Below are 17,794 nucleotides of genomic sequence, written 5' to 3' on the forward strand. Positions count from 1 at the left end.
GGGTGCCTATCGGCCCCGACTCATACTGATTGCTAATACTCATTGGGTTTAGGTTTGTTAAAACGAACAGTCATAGTATTTGTTGCTTTTTTTATGGTGCTTGCCTCTGTTGGGTGGAGCCAATATCAGTCCGTTCTTGATCTTCCTAAACAGCGTCTAGCGCTCCAGCAACCAACCACCTTGACGGTTCCTACTGGCTATACGGCCTCACGCTTGGTTCAAGAGCTATCCGATCGTCACTGGTTGGATGAGCCGTTCAAACTTAAGTTACTGTTTAAGCTTCAGCCAGAACTCACCAAGTTGCGCAGCGGCGAGTATGAGGTAAGGGTGGGTGATACCCTAGAGACCCTGCTTGATCGTCTCATATCGGGTCGATCTGTGCAGTATCGAGTGACCCTTATTGAGGGGGCAACCGTTAAAGAGATGCTGGCCTCTCTTGCAGACAATGAACTGCTTGAGAAAACATTGAGTGCTACGGATGCCGCCAGTTTGTCGACTGAACTGGGCCTCAATGTCGATTCATCTGAAGGCCTATTTTTAGCCGAGACCTACTATTTTGAGCGGGGTACAACGGACAAAGAACTGCTGCTTCGTGCACACAGAATGCTTAATGATGTGTTAGATAAGCATTGGCAGAGTCGTGATATAACATTGCCGCTTGAGAGTTCCTACGAAGCCCTTATTCTGGCATCTATCATCGAGAAAGAGACGGGTTTGAGTAGTGAGCGGGGGCAGATCTCGGGTGTCTTCATTCGTCGTCTCAATCGGGGGATGCGACTGCAGACCGATCCAACCGTGATCTATGGCTTAGGTGAGCGTTATCAGGGCAATCTGACACGTAAGCATTTAAAAGAGTCGACACCCTATAACACTTATAGAATTCCAGCGCTCCCTCCTACGCCAATTGCATTGGTAGGGGAGGATGCGATTGTCGCAGCGCTTAATCCTGAGCCTGGTAAGGCGCTCTATTTTGTCGCCAAAGGTGACGGTTCGCACCAGTTTTCAGATACACTAGAGCAACACAATCGCGCCGTAAGAGAGTATCAATTGAAACGTCGCAAAGATTATCGTTCTACACCAGAGGCCAACTAATGCAAGGCAAGTTCATTACACTCGAAGGTGGTGAAGGGGTCGGTAAAACGACCAACTTAGACTACATTCAAGACTGTCTCGAATCGTCGGGTATCGATCTGGTCGTGACACGTGAACCGGGTGGAACTGAATTGGCTGAACAGGTTCGTGAGCTGCTTTTGACCCCGCGATCTGAATCGATGTCCGAGATGACAGAACTCCTTCTTGTCTTTGCTGCTCGAGCACAGCATGTTGAGACCCTCATTAAACCCGCTTTGGCTGAAGGTAAATGGGTGCTTTGTGATCGTTTTATCGATGCGACTCATGCTTATCAGGGTGGTGGCCGAGCGATGAATCAAACGACTATTGATCAGCTAGAGTCGTTGGTGTTGTCCGATCTTCAACCCGACTTAACCCTACTGCTAGACCTACCGGTTGAGGTAGGTATGAGCCGTGCGCGTGCACGAGCTGCGCTCGATCGCTTCGAACAAGAGGAGATGAGCTTCTTTGGTCGGGTACGCGATCGTTACCTAGAGCGTGCAGCGGCTTCAAACGGACGCATTCGAATTATTGATGCAGAGCCTTCCATTCCTCAGGTTCAAGCCCAAATTGCGGCGGTGCTGCGTGAGTTTGGAGTTGCCTTGTGAGCATTCTTCCTTGGCAGGCAGAGTATTGGCAGCGTATTGATCAGTTGATCGCTGATAATAAATTACCTCATGCGCTGCTATTGGCTGGGCATAAAGGGGTGGGTAAACGTGCGTTTGCTGAGCACCTCGCTAAACGCTTGCTCTGTAATAACCCTAGGGGTTCAGAACCCTGTGGTCAGTGTAAAACCTGTGAGCTGATTCAGCACGAAACGCATCCGGATCTGCTTCACCTTTCACCTGAAGAGGCCGGCAAGGTGATCAAAGTTGATCAGGTGCGCGAAACCATTGATCGCTTGCACGGCACTGCGCAGCAGGGTGGTTATCGCGTCTTGATCATCGATCCTGCAGAAGAGATGAATATCTCTGCGGCCAATGCTCTGTTGAAAACCCTCGAAGAACCTGGCAATAACACACTCATTCTGTTGATTGTTCACCAGTTAGGTCAAGTGATGCCGACCATTCGTAGTCGTTGTCAAAGAGTTGAATTTAGCCTGCCTGAAGCCGGTTTGGCGACCGATTGGTTGGCCGAAAAGCTTCAGCTACCACCGGAAAAAGCCAAAGGTTACTTGGGGTTAGCGCAAGGAGCTCCATTAACAGCTTACGAATGGAAGTCCGGCGGTGCGATTGATCTTCGTGCCAATTTTCTGGGTGGCTTGGCCGATCTGTTGCGTGCACGAGTCAGCCCAGTCGCCTTGGCAGAGAAATACCAAAAAGAGGATCTGCGTCTGCCTCTAATTTGGTGGCAATCTCTGTTGGGTGATATTGTTAGAATTCAGATGGCGCAGGATGAACAGCCTCGTATCAACTTGGATATGCGTAAGATGGTGGATTCAGTTGCAAAACAGGCGAATGCAAGCCGTGTACTGAAACTCTATGAGTCAGTTCAAGTTGAATTAAACGCGATCCAACGCCACCTAAACCCCAATAAGCAGCTACTATTAGAGAAACTGTTTTTTGATTGGAAAGAGTTGAGTGTTAAGTAATGGTTGAGACAGTTAAATCAGAAAATCACGGCATCCTCGGTCTCGTTATACATACGAAAGAGGATCTCTATCGTGCTTACATGCCGTTTTTAGAGCGTGGTGGTCTGTTTATACCAACCAAAGATCAGTACGAGCTAGGCGAAGAGATCTTCCTGCTGCTATCGCTAATGGGCGAGCCTGATAAGATCCCTGTCACCGGCAAAGTGGTTTGGCAAACACCCAAGAATGCGCAGGGCGGTAAAGTGCCGGGGATTGGCATTCAACTCTCATCTGACGAGACTGAGCTGCTTAAGAAGATTGATACCTACCTTGCGGGTGCACACGAATCGGGCCGTCAAACCCTTACCATTTAATTTTCATCGTTTTCAAAGTTTACAATCATGTTCATCGATTCTCATTGTCACTTAGACCGTTTAGATCTCTCCAAACATAACGATTCACTGACTGAGCTGCTTAATGATGCGCGTCAACGCGGTGTATCTAAAATGCTCTGTGTCGGTATCGATATGAATCTCTACCCTGCGATGTTGGAGGCGATAGAGGGACAGTCTGATGTCTACGCTTCGGTTGGCATTCACCCATGCCACGTCGAAGAGAGTCCTTGGGATGAAGCTCAGATTCGCCAAGCGGTTGCGGCTAATCAGCGTGTCGTTGCCTTAGGTGAGACTGGACTCGATTTCTTCTATAAGACGGATACCAAAGAGCAGCAGGTAGAGAGTTTTGCTAACCACTTAAAGCTGGGAAGTGAGTTGGATCTCCCCGTCATCATTCACACACGTGAAGCGAGAGAAGAGACGCTTGAGGTGATGCAGGAGCATGCGGATCCAAAGACTGCTGGGGTGATGCACTGTTTTACAGAGACGATGGAGATGGCGATGCGCTCAATTGAGCTCGGCTTTATGATCTCTTTCTCAGGCATTATCACCTTTAAGAACGCCGCAGATCTTCGCGAGGTCGTTAAAGCGGTCCCACTGGATAAGTTCCTCATTGAGACCGATTCACCCTATCTAGCGCCTGTACCTTATCGCGGTAAACCGAACCAACCAGGTTACGTCGCAGAAGTCGCACAGTGCGTTGCTGATCTTAAAGGGCTACGAGTAGAAGAGGTGGCTGAACGTTCAGCGGCTAACTTCCACCGTTTGTTCAAAAAAGCGGCTTAGGCTTAGCTAACCTACAGACAGTTGTCCGGTTTAGGCAGTCCTGCAATCAGGGCAATACGCTTTACCGGGCTACCCTCGCCAGGAAAGAGCTGCATTAGGTAGATACTTTTCCCTTTATCAGCCCCCAGATGCAGTGTGGTGTATTTGATGAACGGACGCATCGCAGGGGATAGTTCAAACTCTTGATAGAACTGACGCATCAGGTCAATCAATTCCCAGTGAGCTTCTGTAAGCTCTAGATCAATGCTCTCTGCAAAGGACTCAGCCAGCTCAACATTCCACTGAGTTAAATTTTCTAGGTACCCTTCGGCATCCAATGGGTAGCTAACACCGTTAACCAGCAGATCACTCATTAGAACCAACTCACAGAGCGCGGATACTGAATCGTCAGATCGACAAACCCACCATCGCTACAGGTCGGTAATGAACTAAGGACCCCACGAGCCTGGCAATCGCACTCTAAAACCGTCGCGGGGCAGGGTAGTTCTTGTAATGAACGGCTTAAGCCTTCAGAAGCCCAGTAGACGCCATTTTCGATAAGAAGTAGATGATCATCAGCCTGCAGTAGCTCGAGGCATGCCTGAAGCTGGTTGGGACTGTTAGGCGGAGTGTTGACAATGTAGAGAGTGCCTCTGATCTTGTCGTTGGAACTAGACATGGAAAATATGATCCTGTTGGCGAATGAGTAGTGCGATCTCAGAACGACTCAACGCTTTTGCCGGCAGAGCTAGTCTGTTTTGATCTATGCCTCTCTCCTGCAATGAGTCAGCACAATAGAAGAGATCCTCTACATCATAGAGCGGAAGCGCTTGCTGCATGGCGGAAAGGTTTTTCTGCTCTATCACTGCTGGGTTTTGATCCGGAATCAGCTGGAATACGCCATCACCCTGAAACAGAAGAGAGACCTTCTGGTCAAACAGAGCGGTAGCCAAAGCAAGGTCAGTTGCCTCTCGGGCTTGAGCGCTTCCATAAGGTGCTGAAGAGGTGATCACAAGAAACTGTTTCATGAACCGGCCCCAAATGTGATGACACGATCAGATTCCACCGCACTGGCGACTAGCTGACCAAGACCCGATAGATCATAGCCGTCCGCTAAATTGTCACCCGTCTTGCTGTAGCGGCTACTCTCCGCTGAGTTAATCACCCCACGCCGAACTGCCGCGGCAATACAGACTACAGCATCCAGAGAGTGTTGAGAGACAAACTGCTGCCACTGCTCAGGCAGGTTTAACTCATCTTGTGGAGCAACACTGTGACTCGTCGCATTGTGTACACCTGCACCATAAAAAAAGAGGCGCTCAATACTATGACCAGCCTGCAAAAGCGTACGAGCAAAGCGCAAAGCGGTATGGCTGCTCTGATGATCGATCGGCGCGGATTGAATGATGAGGGTGTATTTCATGGTGAGAATTCTAACAACTTATTTTTGATAGGCACATCTTTGTGGGTGTTTTGTTATTGAAGATCAAAAGCGAATACCCAGCCTAAAGGCTGGCCATTGGCACTCTCGATCGGACGTGGACGACTGGCATGAAGTTCGAATCTGGCAATGTTGGAGCGGTCTTGAAAAGGCCGCGATGTGTATTAACGTGAATTTAGCTAACGGCACCAGTGACTGGCTTTAGCCTGTCATCTGCTATATCGGTGTTTTCCAGATTGGTAATAAAGCCTACCTGCGGTTGACAGGCTGAAGGCCAGTTAAGTCCAGGCATGGTCTATATGCAGTCATTGCAGGAGCAAATTACTGCCACCGAAAAGATCGCCACATCTTCTATATAGCTCCAACAAAAAATCCCCGCAATTGCGGGGATTTTTAAAGAAACTAAAACAACAAATTAGTCGTCGTTAAACGCACCCACTAGGCTCAGTAGGTGAACAAACAAGTTGTAGACGTTTAGGTAGAGACCCACCGTCGCCATGATGTAGTTGGTGTAGGTACCGTTGATGATGTTGCTTGTATCGTACAGAAGGAAGCCTGCCATTAGGAAAACAACCGCAGCAGAGAAAGCAAGCTGCATGCCTGATACATCCACACCGAAGAGAGGCAGGATGAACATCGCAAGCATTGCTACGATCAGTACGATAGAGCCCGCAGCCAGGAATCCACCCATGAAGCTAAAATCACGGCGGCTAGACATGACGTAGCCCGTTAGACCGAAGAAGGTTACAGCAGTCATACCCAGAGCCGTCGCTACAATTTGACCGCCATTCGGTAGTGCTAGGTAGGAGTTAAGGATTGGTCCTAGACCAAAACCCATTAGACCTGTGAAAAGGAAGGTCAATGGAAGTGCAGCGGCTGTATTCTGCTTCTTGTTGATGACAAAAAGCATAATGAAGCTGACAATGATGCTTCCTAGGTAGACGATAAACGGTGGGTTGATCGCCATAGAGATAACGGCAGTGACGGTACTGAATACCATGGTCATCGCAAGCAACATGTATGTGTTGCGAATCATTTTATTGGTATCGCGTACGGCACCCTGTGCTTGTGTGTTGATACTGTCGTAAGTGGCCATAATGTCCTCTTCTCGTTGCTGGTTTGGTTCGGTTTATTTCAACCTGAACGCTTTAGTTTTATAGCTATCTATAATGTTGAGCATTTTACTCAAGATTTCAAGTTTTTAGTTATGATTTTTAACCTTAACCCCCAGTAAATATGGGGCTTTTAAGTAATATCGAATGGTTCGAAGTGGATGCTTAAATGCTTCAATGTCGGTACAATTCTGCAATAAATTTTTATTAAAGGGTTGTTCGGTTTGGCACAAGCACACGAGAGTTTTCAATTTATCCGTTCAGAAATGATCAACTCGCTCGGTATCGAGATGAGTGAGTATGAGCACAAGGCGACAGGGGCTAAGCACTTCCACCTTGCAACTGACTATGATGAAAACGTCTTTTTAGTGGCCTTCAGAACCATGCCTGAAGATTCAACCGGGGTGGCTCATATCCTCGAACATACAGCGCTTTGTGGTAGTGAGCGTTTTCCCGTTCGTGACCCCTTCTTCATGATGACGCGTCGATCATTGAATACCTTCATGAACGCGTTTACCAGCAGCGATTGGACTGCGTACCCCTTTGCCAGCCAAAACCGTAAAGACTTTTTCAATCTCTTGGATGTCTATCTTGATGCTGCATTTTTCCCGCGTCTCGACCCATTAGATTTTGCGCAAGAGGGACACCGTGTAGAGCTAGCGGAAGCGGGTAATCCAGAGTCGGACCTGCTCTTTAAAGGAGTCGTATTCAACGAGATGAAGGGGGCCATGAGCTCAACCACATCGGTGCTGTGGCAAACGGTATCTAAATACCTGTTTCCAACGACGACCTACCACTACAACTCGGGTGGTGAACCTGCGGATATTCCGGATCTGACCTACGATCAGTTAAAAGCCTTTCATGAGACCCACTATCACCCAAGTAATGCCATTGTCATGACCTTTGGTGATATTCCCGTTGACGAATTACAGCGTCGCTTTGAAGAGCAGGCGTTTAATCGTTTTGAACGACTCGATGCTGAATTGAGTGTGGCTGATGAGAAGCGTTACTTTGCCCCGATCAAGGTGGAAGAGGCCTACCCACTGGATCAGGGTGAGACAGAGGGGAAGACCCATCATGTCCTCGGTTGGTTGACCAAGCCTTCGATCGATCTTAAGGCAGAACTTGAGGGGCAACTTCTGTCACGCGTTCTGTTGGATAATTCCAGTTCACCCCTGCGAGCCGCTCTAGAGTCAACAGATTTAGGAGCTGCACCTTCACCGCTTTGTGGTATCGAGGACTCTAATCGCGAAATGTCATTCCTCTGTGGTATCGAGGGGAGTGAGCCTGAGCGAGCGGCGCAGTTTGAGCAGCTGGTGTTGGATACGCTGCAAGAGGTGGTTGATCAGGGTGTTGATCCATCCGTTGTGGCCGCCCAACTGCACCAGTTGGAGCTTCAACAACGAGAAATTACTGGTGATCACTACCCCTTTGGTATGTCGCTAATCCTAGCCTCCCTATCAAATGCGATTCACCGTGGTGATGCCATTGCGAGCCTCAATATTGACTCTGTTCTGGATCAACTACGAGAGGAGATTAAAGACCCTCAGTTCATTCCGAATCTAGTAAAAACTTGGTTGCTCGATAACCCGCACCGTGTGCTACTCACTCTAAGGCCTGATACCGAATTGAGTCAGCGTAAAGATCAGGCTGAGGCGGATCGTCTGGCCCAATACAAACAGAGTTTGAGTCGTGAAGCGTTAGAGTCGATCGATGCGCTCGCTAAACAGCTCGAAGAGCGTCAAACCCAAGCCGATGACCCTTCACTGCTGCCAAAAGTGACCTTAGAGGATGTTCCTGTTGAATGTCACTTCCCGGTAGGTGATCAGGTCAATGATTCCACTACTTGGTTTACAGCCGGCACCAATGGCATCGTCTACCAACAGCTGCTGTTTGATCTGCCAGAACTAACGGCAAGGCAGCAGACCCTTCTACCACTCTACACTCAGTGTCTAACGGAATTGGGTAGTGCTGGCCGAACCTACAAAGAGCACCAGGCATTGGAGAGTGCCATCAGTGGTGGAATCTCAGCTTCTATCAATGCGCGAGCGGCGACCGATGATGCGACACAACTGCGCGCTATCCTGATCTTATCCTGCAAAGGGTTGGTTGTTAATCAAGCGGCACTCTCTGAGTTGATGGCCGATATGTTGGTTTCAGCACCTTTTAATGAGACGGCTCGTATTGCTGAGTTGCTAAACCAGAACGCGTCTCGAAAAGAGCAGTCTGTTACTGGGCAGGGTCACTCGTTAGCGATTTTGGCCGCCAGTGCAGGTCTAGCACCTGGGGCCGGTTTCTCACACGCCTCTAGAGGTTTGCCATCGATTAAATTGGCCCGTGAGTTGGCTGATCAATCCAGTGATGAAAGCCAGTTGAACGCCCTGGCTGAAGAGCTTAGAGGCATTCACCAAGCAATAATGGCCTCTAGCCCTAAAGCGCTGTTAGTGGCTGATTCAGAGCATAAAGAGAGCTGTCTGCGCCAGTTTGAAAAAGAGTTCGCGCGTCTATCCTCTGGTTCGGTCGATAAGCCTTTCCAAGTATCGGCTGAAGCGCCAGTGAAGCAGCAGGCTTGGATTGTTAATACACAGGTAAACTTCTGTGCCAAGGTCTTCAGGACCGTTACTGTTGCGCATCCAGATGCCGCCGCGTTGACCGTTGCTGGTGAGATTCTCCGCAACGGTTACCTGCATCGTGCCATTCGAGAGCAGGGTGGTGCTTACGGTTCGGGTGCTAGCCAAGACAGTGGTGACGGGCTATTCCGTTTCTACAGCTACCGTGATCCAAACAGCATCGAGACGATCAACCATTTCGATCAATCAGTGGCTTGGTTGCTTGACGGTGGAGCGGATTCTGAAAAGTTGGAAGAGGCAATCTTGGGTGTGATCAGTTCGATCGATAAACCGGGTTCACCGGCTGGCGAAGCTAAAGCGACTCACCTGAATGCGCTCTTTGGCCGTACACCGGAACAACGCATGGAGTATCGCTCAAGAGTGTTAGCTGTCACCTTAGGTGATATTGAGCGCGTCGTTAATCAGTATCTATCAAACCCTGAAGAGGGCTATGAAGCGATTGTGACCAGCGCTAAAACGGCAGAGACTCTCTCTGACGACTACCAGCGATTCTCGTTGTGAGTGAGCAGGGGGCGAACCAGCTCTTAAAAGGAGTTCTGTTAGTTATTTTTGCAGAAGCTGTCTTGGTGGCTACCGGTGTGTTAATTCGAACCGTTGCTGAGGCGCTCTCGGTTGCACAGTTGGTCTTCTTACGAAACGCCTTTGGTCTGCTCATTATGCTGCCATTGGTGTTGGGTGCGAAGGGTATCTCGCTGAAAACCTCACGCATCAACCTTCATTTGGGTAGGGCTCTGGTTGGTGTCTCTGCTATGTCCTGTCTCTACTATGGCTGGACCCATCTTCCTCTGGGTACGGCAGCCCTATTAAAACAGACGGCACCGCTGTTCATGCCACTGCTGGCGCTCTGGTTCTTGAAAGAGAAGATCCACCCCATTCTTTTTTGGTCCCTACCGATCGGGTTTGTTGGGGTAGCACTAGTCCTTAATCCGGCCAATGCCGGTTTGCAACTGGCAGTATTGATAGGCCTTGCTGGTGCTGTGCTGGGGGCTCAAGCAAAAATTTTCGTGCGTAAAATGAAAGATACAGAACCCTCTCGCAGGGTAGTCTTCTACTTCTCGCTGTTTGCGTCCCTATTCAGTGCACCCTTTGCACTGCAAGGGTGGGTAGCATTGGGCTGGTTTGAGTTGGCGGGTGTAATTGGAATCGCTGCGCTATCGACCTTGGCGCAACTCTCAATGACTAAGGCATACCATAGCGCCCCCGCTGGTTATCTTGGGCCATTCACCTACAGCTCAGTCATCATAGCCAGTCTGGTCGGTTGGTTGTTGTGGGATGAGACTCTAGCAACCTTAACGATTGCCGGTATGGGGTTGATTGTGTTGGGTGGGGTGATGACGTTGAAAGCGAAAGCCTAGTTTGGGCAGATTGCCGGTGACTGGCTTTAGCCTGTCACCCGCTCTTTTAGTTTACTGCCAAGCTCTGCACGTAATTTAAAAGCGGATGACAGGCTAAAGCCTGTCACCAGTACGTTGGAGCCTTATCGAAGATGAGGCGATCTTTTTTCGCGACCTTTTCAAGATCGCTCCAACAAAAAAACCGCGGCAAGCCGCGGTTTTTTTATTCACGCTAACCCTTAGGCATCGATGATGCTGTTTAGAGTCTCACTTGGGCGCATAACCTTAGTTACAACGTCTAGCGGTGCATGGTAGTAACCCTGAAGATCCACTGGGTTGCCTTGAACGGCTGCTAGCTCTTCTAGGATTTTCGCTTCGTTAGCGCTTAGATCTTCAGCAACTTTAGCGAAGGTTGCTGCTAGCTCTTTATCTTCTTCCTGCTGTGCAAGTTCCTGTGCCCAGTAAAGGCCTAGGTAGAAGTGGCTTCCGCGGTTGTCCAGTTCACCAGTACGACGAGAGGGTGACTTACCACGCTCAAGTAGTGTTTCAGTTGCACGATCGAGTGCTGCTGCAAGAACTTTAGCACGTGGTTTGTTCTCTTTGATGCCTAGCTCTTCTAGTGAGACACCGATTGCAAGGAATTCACCTAAAGAGTCCCAACGTAGGTGGTTCTCTTCGACAACCTGCTGTACGTGCTTAGGTGCAGAACCACCAGCGCCTGTTTCGTACATACCGCCGCCCGCAAGCATTGGAACAACGGATAGCATCTTAGCAGAAGTGCCTAGCTCCATGATTGGGAATAGGTCGGTTAGGTAGTCACGAAGTACGTTACCGGTAACAGAGATGGTATCCATGCCACGGATTAGACGCTCACAAGTAGAGCGCATCGCGCGTACGTAAGACATGATGCGAAGATCTAGACCTTCAGTGTCGTGTTCTTGTAGGTAGAGTTCTACCTTCTTACGAAGTTCACGGTCGTGGGCACGTTCAGCGTCTAGCCAGAAGATCGCAGGAGTGTCTGATTGACGTGAACGAGTCACAGCCAATTTAACCCAGTCACGGATCGCAGCATCTTTGGTCTGACACGCACGCCAGATATCACCTTTCTCAACTTTGTGGCCCATCAATACAGTGCCGTCTTCAGCAACGACGCGCATGATGCCATCCTCTTCCATTTCGAAGGTCTTATCGTGCGAACCGTACTCTTCCGCTTTCATCGCCATTAGACCGACGTTTGGAACGGTACCCATAGTCGTTGGATCGAACGCACCGTGCGTTTTACAGAAGTTGATCATCTCCTGGTAGATACGAGCGTAAGTCGATTCAGGCATGACCGCTTTAGTGTCTTTAGTCTTGCCGTCAGGGCCCCACATCTTACCTGAGTTACGGATCATCGCAGGCATAGAGGCGTCGACGATAACGTCTGAAGGTACGTGAAGGTTAGTGATGCCTTTAACGGAATCAACCATCGCCATTTCTGGGCGGTGCAGTGCAGCTGCGTGGATATCTTCTAGGATCTCTTCACGCTTAGAGTTAGGCAGTGTTTCAAGCTTATCAAGAATGTTACCCATACCGTTGTTAGGGTTAACACCTAGCTCTTCAAACAGCTCGCCCCACTTGTCCCATACCTCTTTGTAGAAGACAGTCACTGCGTGACCGAAAACGATTGGGTGAGAGACTTTCATCATGGTCGCTTTCACGTGCAGTGACCACATAACACCAGACTCTTTACAGTCTTGAAGTGTCTCTTCGAAGAAGTTGCGTAGCGCTTTAGCGCTCATGAACATGCCGTCAAGTACTTCGCCTTTCTGAAGGTCTAGCTCTTTCTTAACAGTGATGTTGCCATCGCCACAGATGAATTCGATACGGACCTTAGTGTCCTTCTCCATCGTTACAGACTGTTCGCTTGAGAAGAAGTCGCCGCCGTTCATGTAGTCAGCGTGCGTACGTGACGCTTTGCTCCATTGACCCATGCTGTGTGGGTGCTTGCGTGCAAAGGCTTTAACAGCCGCTGGAGCACGACGGTCTGAGTTACCCTGACGTAGTACAGGGTTAACAGCGGAACCTAGAATCTTAGAGTAACGATCACGGATCTCGATCTCTTTGTCGTTACGTGGCTCATCTGGGAATTCAGGTACGTGGTAGCCCTGGCCCTGAAGTTCAGCAATTGCAGCTTTCAACTGAGGTACAGAGGCTGAGATGTTTGGTAGTTTGATCAGGTTAAGGTTTGGATCAGAGGTCATGTTACCTAGTTGTGCTAGACCGTCTTCAACCTTCTGTTGATCGTTAAGGTACTCGGGGAAAGAGGAGAGGATACGTCCTGCTAGTGAGATGTCGCAGAGTTCAACATTAATGTCTGCGGTTTTAGCAAACTTACGTACGATCGGTAGTAGTGATGCTGTCGCAAGTGCTGGTGCTTCGTCAGTGAGTGTGTAGACGATGGTACTTGGTTTTTTAGCCATTCTAGTCCCCAAATGTTAACGGTAGGATTCCATCAAATTGAAGTTTGTGACCTCAATTTATTTCCTTCGGAATCTGCGGTGATAGTTTCGCAGCGCGCATTATACTGGGGTGTGTAGTTATTTTACAGAGCGGGACTAAGACTTAAGGTGTAGGAGTGCTAGGTCGATTTGGATCAAGTTAAGTCGGGAAAGTTATAAGGTGGTTTGGCGTGGTTTATCCAGAGGTTTTGCTAAGACCGGGTGACTGGCTTTAGCCTGTCATCCGCTGTCTGGTGTTCGCAGAGGTTCTGGAAAACGCTGGTGATGCCGATGACAGGCTAAAGCCAGTCACGGGCACTTTGGTGTAAGTTCATCACAACGTTGAGAGGCCTTAGGTTCGCGGTTTCCCCTTCGGGGGATTCGATCCTACAATCGGGTTTTGTAGCAGATTATCTACAAGGCAGTGTTGTAGGAGCGAATTTGAGCGAAGCGAAAAACCGCGAATAATCATAATGGTGCCGATCAAGGTACGGGTGACAGGCCTTCAGCCTGTCACCGCATTCAAATCACGTGCTTTTACAACGACTCCGGCTCATACCCTAGATTCGGTGCCAACCAGCGCTCAGCTTCTGACAACTCCATCCCTTTACGATGAGCGTAGTCCTCTACCTGGTCTTCGCTGATCTTGGCAACACCAAAGTACTTCGCCTCAGGGTGGCTGAAGTACCATCCGCTGACAGCGGCGGTGGGTAGCATGGCAAAGCTATCAGTCAGCGTCATGCCGACCTGCTGCTCGACATCCAGAAGCTCCCACAGTAACCCTTTTTCGGTGTGGTCAGGGCAGGCTGGGTAGCCAGGTGCTGGGCGAATGCCAACATACTCTTCGCGAATCAACGCTTCGTTATCGAGAGACTCTTCAGAAGCATAGCCCCAATAATCCCTGCGGACATCTGCGTGCAGTTTCTCAGCAAGCGCTTCAGCAAGACGGTCAGCGAGGGCTTTAACCATAATCGACTGGTAGTCGTCATGGTCTTTTTCGAACTCGGCCACCATCTCGTCAACACCAATGCCCGCCGTGACGGCAAAGGCGCCTAGATAGTCCGGTGTACCACTCTCTTTACTCGTAATGTAGTCCGACAGACAGTGGTTGTATCGACCTTCAATCTTTTGCGTCTGCTGACGTAAGTGGTGAACCGTCGTTAATAGCTCTGTGCGACTGTCATCTGTGTAGAGTTCGATGTCATCACCGACGCGGTTAGCTGGGAATAGCCCAACGACAGCGCGTGCCTCTAACAGTTTTTCCGAAATAATCTTATTTAGCATCGATTTGGCATCTTCAAACAGTTTAGTTGCCTGTTCGCCAACAATCTCATCGGTCAGGATACGAGGGTATTTGCCGGCCAGCTCCCAAGATTGGAAGAAGGGTGTCCAGTCAATGAACTCAAGCAGTGATTCCAGTGGAATATTATTGAGGGTGTGGATGCCAGGTTTGTTGGGTACTGGCGGTAGGTAGCCTTCCCAGTTTACCGGTTCTGCATTCGCACGAGCCGCATCGATGTTGACGCGACGCTGCTCATTTTGACGGGCCAGGTGACGCTCACGAACCGCCTGGTACTCTTCACGAGTGTCGGCAATGAACTGCTCTTTACGCTCTTTCGAGAGTAGGGCAGAGGCAACACCGACCGAACGTGATGCGTTGGTTACGTGCACCACTTGGTTGTTCTGGTAGCTAGGTTCAATCTTAACTGCAGTGTGTGCTTTTGACGTGGTTGCGCCACCGATCAACAGCGGTATGTCAAAGCCTTGGCGCTGCATCTCTTTAGCAACATGCACCATCTCATCCAGTGACGGTGTGATCAGTCCAGACAGACCTATAATATCGGCGTTCTCTTCGCGGGCTGTTTTCAGAATGGTCTCTGCAGGGACCATGACACCGAGGTCGATGATCTCAAAGTTGTTACACTGCAGTACCACCCCAACGATATTCTTACCGATGTCGTGCACGTCACCTTTTACGGTCGCCATGATCACTTTGCCGGCTGAACTCGACTCGCTGCCATCTTTCTCCGCCTCAATGTAAGGCATCAGATAGGCAACCGCTTTCTTCATAACGCGGGCCGATTTCACCACCTGAGGCAGGAACATCTTACCGGCGCCAAACAGATCACCTACAACGCCCATACCATCCATTAATGGACCTTCGATGACGTGCAGTGGACGATCGTACAGGTGACGACACTCTTCGGTATCTTCATCGATGTAATCGGCAATGCCTTTGACTAGGGCGTGCGATAGGCGCTCTTGGACAGGCAGTTCACGCCATGCCAAATCAGCCCCGTTCGCTTGAGTGGCCGCATCACCTCGATACTGTTCAGCGTGCTCGAGCATTCGCTCGGTACCGTCTTCGCGACGGTTAAGTACGATATCTTCAACATGCTCACGCAGCGCTTCAGGTAGGTCGTCATAGATCGCCAACTGACCCGCATTGACGATACCCATGTCCATGCCCTGTTTGATGGCGTGGTAGAGGAATACACAGTGGATCGCTTCGCGGACCTTGTCGTTACCACGGAACGAGAACGAGACGTTGGAGACACCGCCCGAGATCATAGCGTGCGGTAGGTTCTTTTTGATCCAACCAGTCGCCTCAATAAAGTCGACTGCGTAGTTGTCGTGCTCTTCGATGCCGGTAGCAATGGCAAAGATGTTCGGATCAAAAATGATATCTTCAGGTGGGAAGCCTACGGTATCGACCAGCACGCGATAAGAGCGCTCACAGATCTCAATCTTGCGCTCATAGGTGTCGGCTTGACCCACTTCATCAAAGGCCATCACGACCACCGCAGCACCGTAGCGACGAATCAGCTTGGCTTGAGCTATGAACTTCTCTTCACCCTCTTTGAGTGAGATGGAGTTAACAACGCCTTTACCTTGTATGCGTTTTAGACCCTCTTCGATGATCTCCCATTTTGAGGAGTCGAGCATGATCGGCACGCGAGAAATGTCTGGCTCAGATGCAATCAGATTGAGGAAGCGGATCATGGCCGCTTCGGCATCCAGCATCCCCTCATCCATATTGATGTCGATGATCTGTGCACCGTTATCTACCTGCTGACGAGCGACCTCGAGTGCTGTCTCGTAGTCACCCTCTTTGATGAGTCGGCGGAAACGAGCAGAGCCGGTAACGTTGGTCCGTTCACCGACGTTAACGAATAGAGTCTCTGGCCCAATGTTAAGAGGCTCTAGGCCGGCTAGGCGACACTCAATCGGTAGATCTGGAATCTGACGTGGCGCTTTAGAGATGATCCCTTCGCGAATGACACGGATATGATCCGGGGTTGTGCCACAACAGCCACCCACGACATTGACGAAGCCAGAGTCGACCCATTCAGCAATTTCGCTCAGCATCTCTTCAGGCGATTCATCATATTCACCAAAGGCGTTAGGTAGACCCGCGTTAGGGTGAACAGAGACAAAAGTATCCGCTATACGCGAGAGCTCCTCTACGTACTGGCGTAACTCTTTAGGGCCTAGGGCACAGTTCAAACCGATGGTGAGTGGTTTAGCGTGACGCAGAGAGTTCCAGAACGCCTCGGTTGTTTGGCCAGAGAGCGTGCGGCCTGAAGCGTCAGTGATGGTGCCACTGATCATCAATGGGAGCCTTAAATTGTGATCGTCAAAGTACTGTTCACAGGCAAAAACGGCCGCTTTAGCGTTCAGGGTATCGAAGATGGTCTCGATCAGAATCAGGTCTGCACCACCGGTGATCAAACCATCAAGCGACTCGGTGTACGCTTCAACCAGTTGATCAAAGGTGATGTTACGAAAACCGGGATCGTTTACATCGGGTGAAATGGTAGCGGTGCGGTTGGTCGGGCCTAGCACGCCTGCAACAAAACGAGGGCGGTCCGGTGTCTCGGCCGTCATGCGATCCGCAGCACGACGTGCCACTTTAGCCGCTTCGACATTGATCTCGTGGTTGATCGATTCCATCTCATAGTCGGCCATTGCGATGGTGGTCGCGTTGAATGAGTTGGTTTCAATAATGTCGGCGCCCGCTTTGAGGTACTCGTAGTGAATATCTTCGATGATCTTGGGTTGCGTTAACACCAATAGATCATTGTTACCTTTGACGTCACAGTGCCAATCTGCAAAGCGCTCACCACGGTAGTCGGCTTCTTCTAGCTTGTACCCCTGGATCATCGTACCCATGCCACCATCCAGAATAAGGATGCGCTCTTTGAGTAGCTGTTTTAGTAGTTGATCTGTTGCAGAATAGTCACGCACGCTGTCACGCCTTTTATCTAAACGAATTTTGAGGCGCATATTCTATAACAAGTTGATTGGAATGGTTTTGATTGCATTTCATCTTTGACTGAAATCAGCTCATGTTTAACCTGAATTGACGTTGAATATTGTTAGAACGATTACGCAGGTGCAAAATTTAGATGATAAGAGTAAAATCGCGACCTCGTTCGACTCAGGGATAGAATCCCCAACCAATTCATGGGTTATAGATATGCTACAAACTTTCTTAAAAGCGAAGCTGCACCGCGTGACAGCCACTCATGCTGAACTGCACTACGAAGGCTCTTGCGCCATTGATCAGGACCTTCTAGATGCTTCAGGTATTCATGAGTATGAGAAAATTGAGATCTATAACATCAATAACGGCGAACGTTTTTCGACCTACGTTATCAGTGCTGAGCGTGGCAGCGGTGTAATCTCTGTGAACGGTGCTGCGGCTCATAAAGCGAACAAGGGCGACCTGCTTATTATTGCCGCTTACGTCCAGCTAGATAGTTCAGAACTGGATGGCTTCCAACCAACGCTCTGCTATTTCGAAGGCGCTAAGTTTGATGAGGTAGACGGAGTCTCCGATGAAGAGATCCGCGCTCGTAACAAGTTGACCGGTGTGAAAAAAGCGATTCCTGTTCAGCCTGCTTCAATGTAAGTCGTTTCTAGAAGTAAAAAAAACCCGCCAAGTAGCGGGTTT

Annotated in this window: 15 protein-coding genes; 8 read left to right on the forward strand and 7 right to left on the reverse strand. The window is 49.6% G+C overall.

Going from position 1 to position 17,794, the window contains the following annotated elements; all coding sequences use genetic code 11:
- Window positions 1–54 precede the first annotated feature (54 nt).
- From mltG to XMM383_RS00580, 5 genes are read left to right on the forward strand one after another with little or no spacing between them, the layout of a single operon-like run.
- Entirely contained in the window at window positions 55–1,092 is a 1,038-nt protein-coding gene (mltG, locus tag XMM383_RS00560) for an endolytic transglycosylase MltG (protein ID WP_173481597.1), read from the forward strand.
- A complete protein-coding gene (tmk, locus tag XMM383_RS00565; RefSeq protein ID WP_173483197.1) occupies window positions 1,092–1,718 on the forward strand; it encodes a dTMP kinase in 627 nt (208 codons plus the stop codon). Before mltG ends, tmk begins: the two co-directional genes overlap by 1 nt.
- Window positions 1,715–2,701 carry a DNA polymerase III subunit delta' gene (locus tag XMM383_RS00570; RefSeq protein ID WP_173483196.1) on the forward strand — a complete coding sequence of 329 codons (987 nt, stop codon included), beginning with the start codon at window positions 1,715–1,717 and terminating at the stop codon, window positions 2,699–2,701. Before tmk ends, XMM383_RS00570 begins: the two co-directional genes overlap by 4 nt.
- A complete protein-coding gene (locus XMM383_RS00575; protein WP_173481594.1) occupies window positions 2,701–3,054 on the forward strand; it encodes a PilZ domain-containing protein in 354 nt (117 codons plus the stop codon). Before XMM383_RS00570 ends, XMM383_RS00575 begins: the two co-directional genes overlap by 1 nt.
- Before the next feature lie 27 nt (window positions 3,055–3,081).
- Window positions 3,082–3,861, forward strand: coding sequence for a TatD family hydrolase (locus tag XMM383_RS00580; RefSeq protein ID WP_173494330.1), 780 nt, complete (start codon window positions 3,082–3,084; stop codon window positions 3,859–3,861).
- Window positions 3,862–3,872: 11 nt separating this feature from the next.
- On the opposite strand, the gene XMM383_RS00585 is transcribed toward XMM383_RS00580, so the two are convergent.
- The 5 genes from XMM383_RS00585 to XMM383_RS00605 all read right to left on the reverse strand — a co-directional run bounded on the left by XMM383_RS00585 (window position 3,873) and on the right by XMM383_RS00605 (window position 6,377).
- Entirely contained in the window at window positions 3,873–4,214 is a 342-nt protein-coding gene (locus tag XMM383_RS00585; protein WP_173481592.1) for a TusE/DsrC/DsvC family sulfur relay protein, read from the reverse strand.
- Window positions 4,214–4,519: a sulfurtransferase complex subunit TusB gene (tusB, locus tag XMM383_RS00590; RefSeq protein WP_173494331.1), complete on the reverse strand. Its 306-nt coding sequence runs from the start codon at window positions 4,517–4,519 to the stop codon at window positions 4,214–4,216. The genes XMM383_RS00585 and tusB overlap by 1 nt, the downstream gene beginning before the upstream one ends.
- Window positions 4,512–4,868: a sulfurtransferase complex subunit TusC gene (gene tusC / locus XMM383_RS00595; protein ID WP_173494332.1), complete on the reverse strand. Its 357-nt coding sequence runs from the start codon at window positions 4,866–4,868 to the stop codon at window positions 4,512–4,514. The genes tusB and tusC overlap by 8 nt, the downstream gene beginning before the upstream one ends.
- Window positions 4,865–5,263 (reverse strand): sulfurtransferase complex subunit TusD, encoded by a 399-nt coding sequence (tusD, locus tag XMM383_RS00600; RefSeq protein WP_173494333.1) that lies wholly within the window; start codon window positions 5,261–5,263, stop codon window positions 4,865–4,867. The genes tusC and tusD overlap by 4 nt, the downstream gene beginning before the upstream one ends.
- A 433-nt stretch (window positions 5,264–5,696) precedes the next feature.
- Window positions 5,697–6,377, reverse strand: a complete 681-nt coding sequence (locus XMM383_RS00605) for a Bax inhibitor-1/YccA family protein (RefSeq protein WP_173481588.1) — start codon at window positions 6,375–6,377, stop codon at window positions 5,697–5,699.
- 240 nt (window positions 6,378–6,617) lie between these two features.
- Here XMM383_RS00605 and XMM383_RS00610 point away from each other — a divergent pair, with 240 nt between their 5' ends.
- The gene (locus XMM383_RS00610; RefSeq protein WP_371744223.1) at window positions 6,618–9,524 is read left to right on the forward strand and encodes an insulinase family protein; all 2,907 of its coding nucleotides are present in this window, start codon (window positions 6,618–6,620) and stop codon (window positions 9,522–9,524) included.
- The gene (locus XMM383_RS00615; protein ID WP_173494334.1) at window positions 9,521–10,378 is read left to right on the forward strand and encodes a DMT family transporter; all 858 of its coding nucleotides are present in this window, start codon (window positions 9,521–9,523) and stop codon (window positions 10,376–10,378) included. Before XMM383_RS00610 ends, XMM383_RS00615 begins: the two co-directional genes overlap by 4 nt.
- A 218-nt stretch (window positions 10,379–10,596) precedes the next feature.
- Here XMM383_RS00615 and XMM383_RS00620 read toward each other — a convergent pair whose 3' ends face one another.
- Complete coding sequence (locus XMM383_RS00620; RefSeq protein ID WP_173494335.1) at window positions 10,597–12,819, reverse strand: NADP-dependent isocitrate dehydrogenase; 2,223 nt, start codon at window positions 12,817–12,819, stop codon at window positions 10,597–10,599.
- Between the two features lie 555 nt (window positions 12,820–13,374).
- Complete coding sequence (metH, locus tag XMM383_RS00625; protein WP_371731508.1) at window positions 13,375–17,085, reverse strand: methionine synthase; 3,711 nt, start codon at window positions 17,083–17,085, stop codon at window positions 13,375–13,377.
- A 232-nt stretch (window positions 17,086–17,317) separates the two neighbouring features.
- Between metH and panD the strand changes: the two genes are divergently transcribed.
- Window positions 17,318–17,752, forward strand: coding sequence for an aspartate 1-decarboxylase (gene panD / locus XMM383_RS00630; protein WP_173481584.1), 435 nt, complete (start codon window positions 17,318–17,320; stop codon window positions 17,750–17,752).
- Window positions 17,753–17,794 lie beyond the last annotated feature (42 nt).

The organism is Marinobacterium sp. xm-m-383 (assembly GCF_013283255.1).
Classification (GTDB): Bacteria; Pseudomonadota; Gammaproteobacteria; order Pseudomonadales; family Balneatricaceae; genus Marinobacterium_E.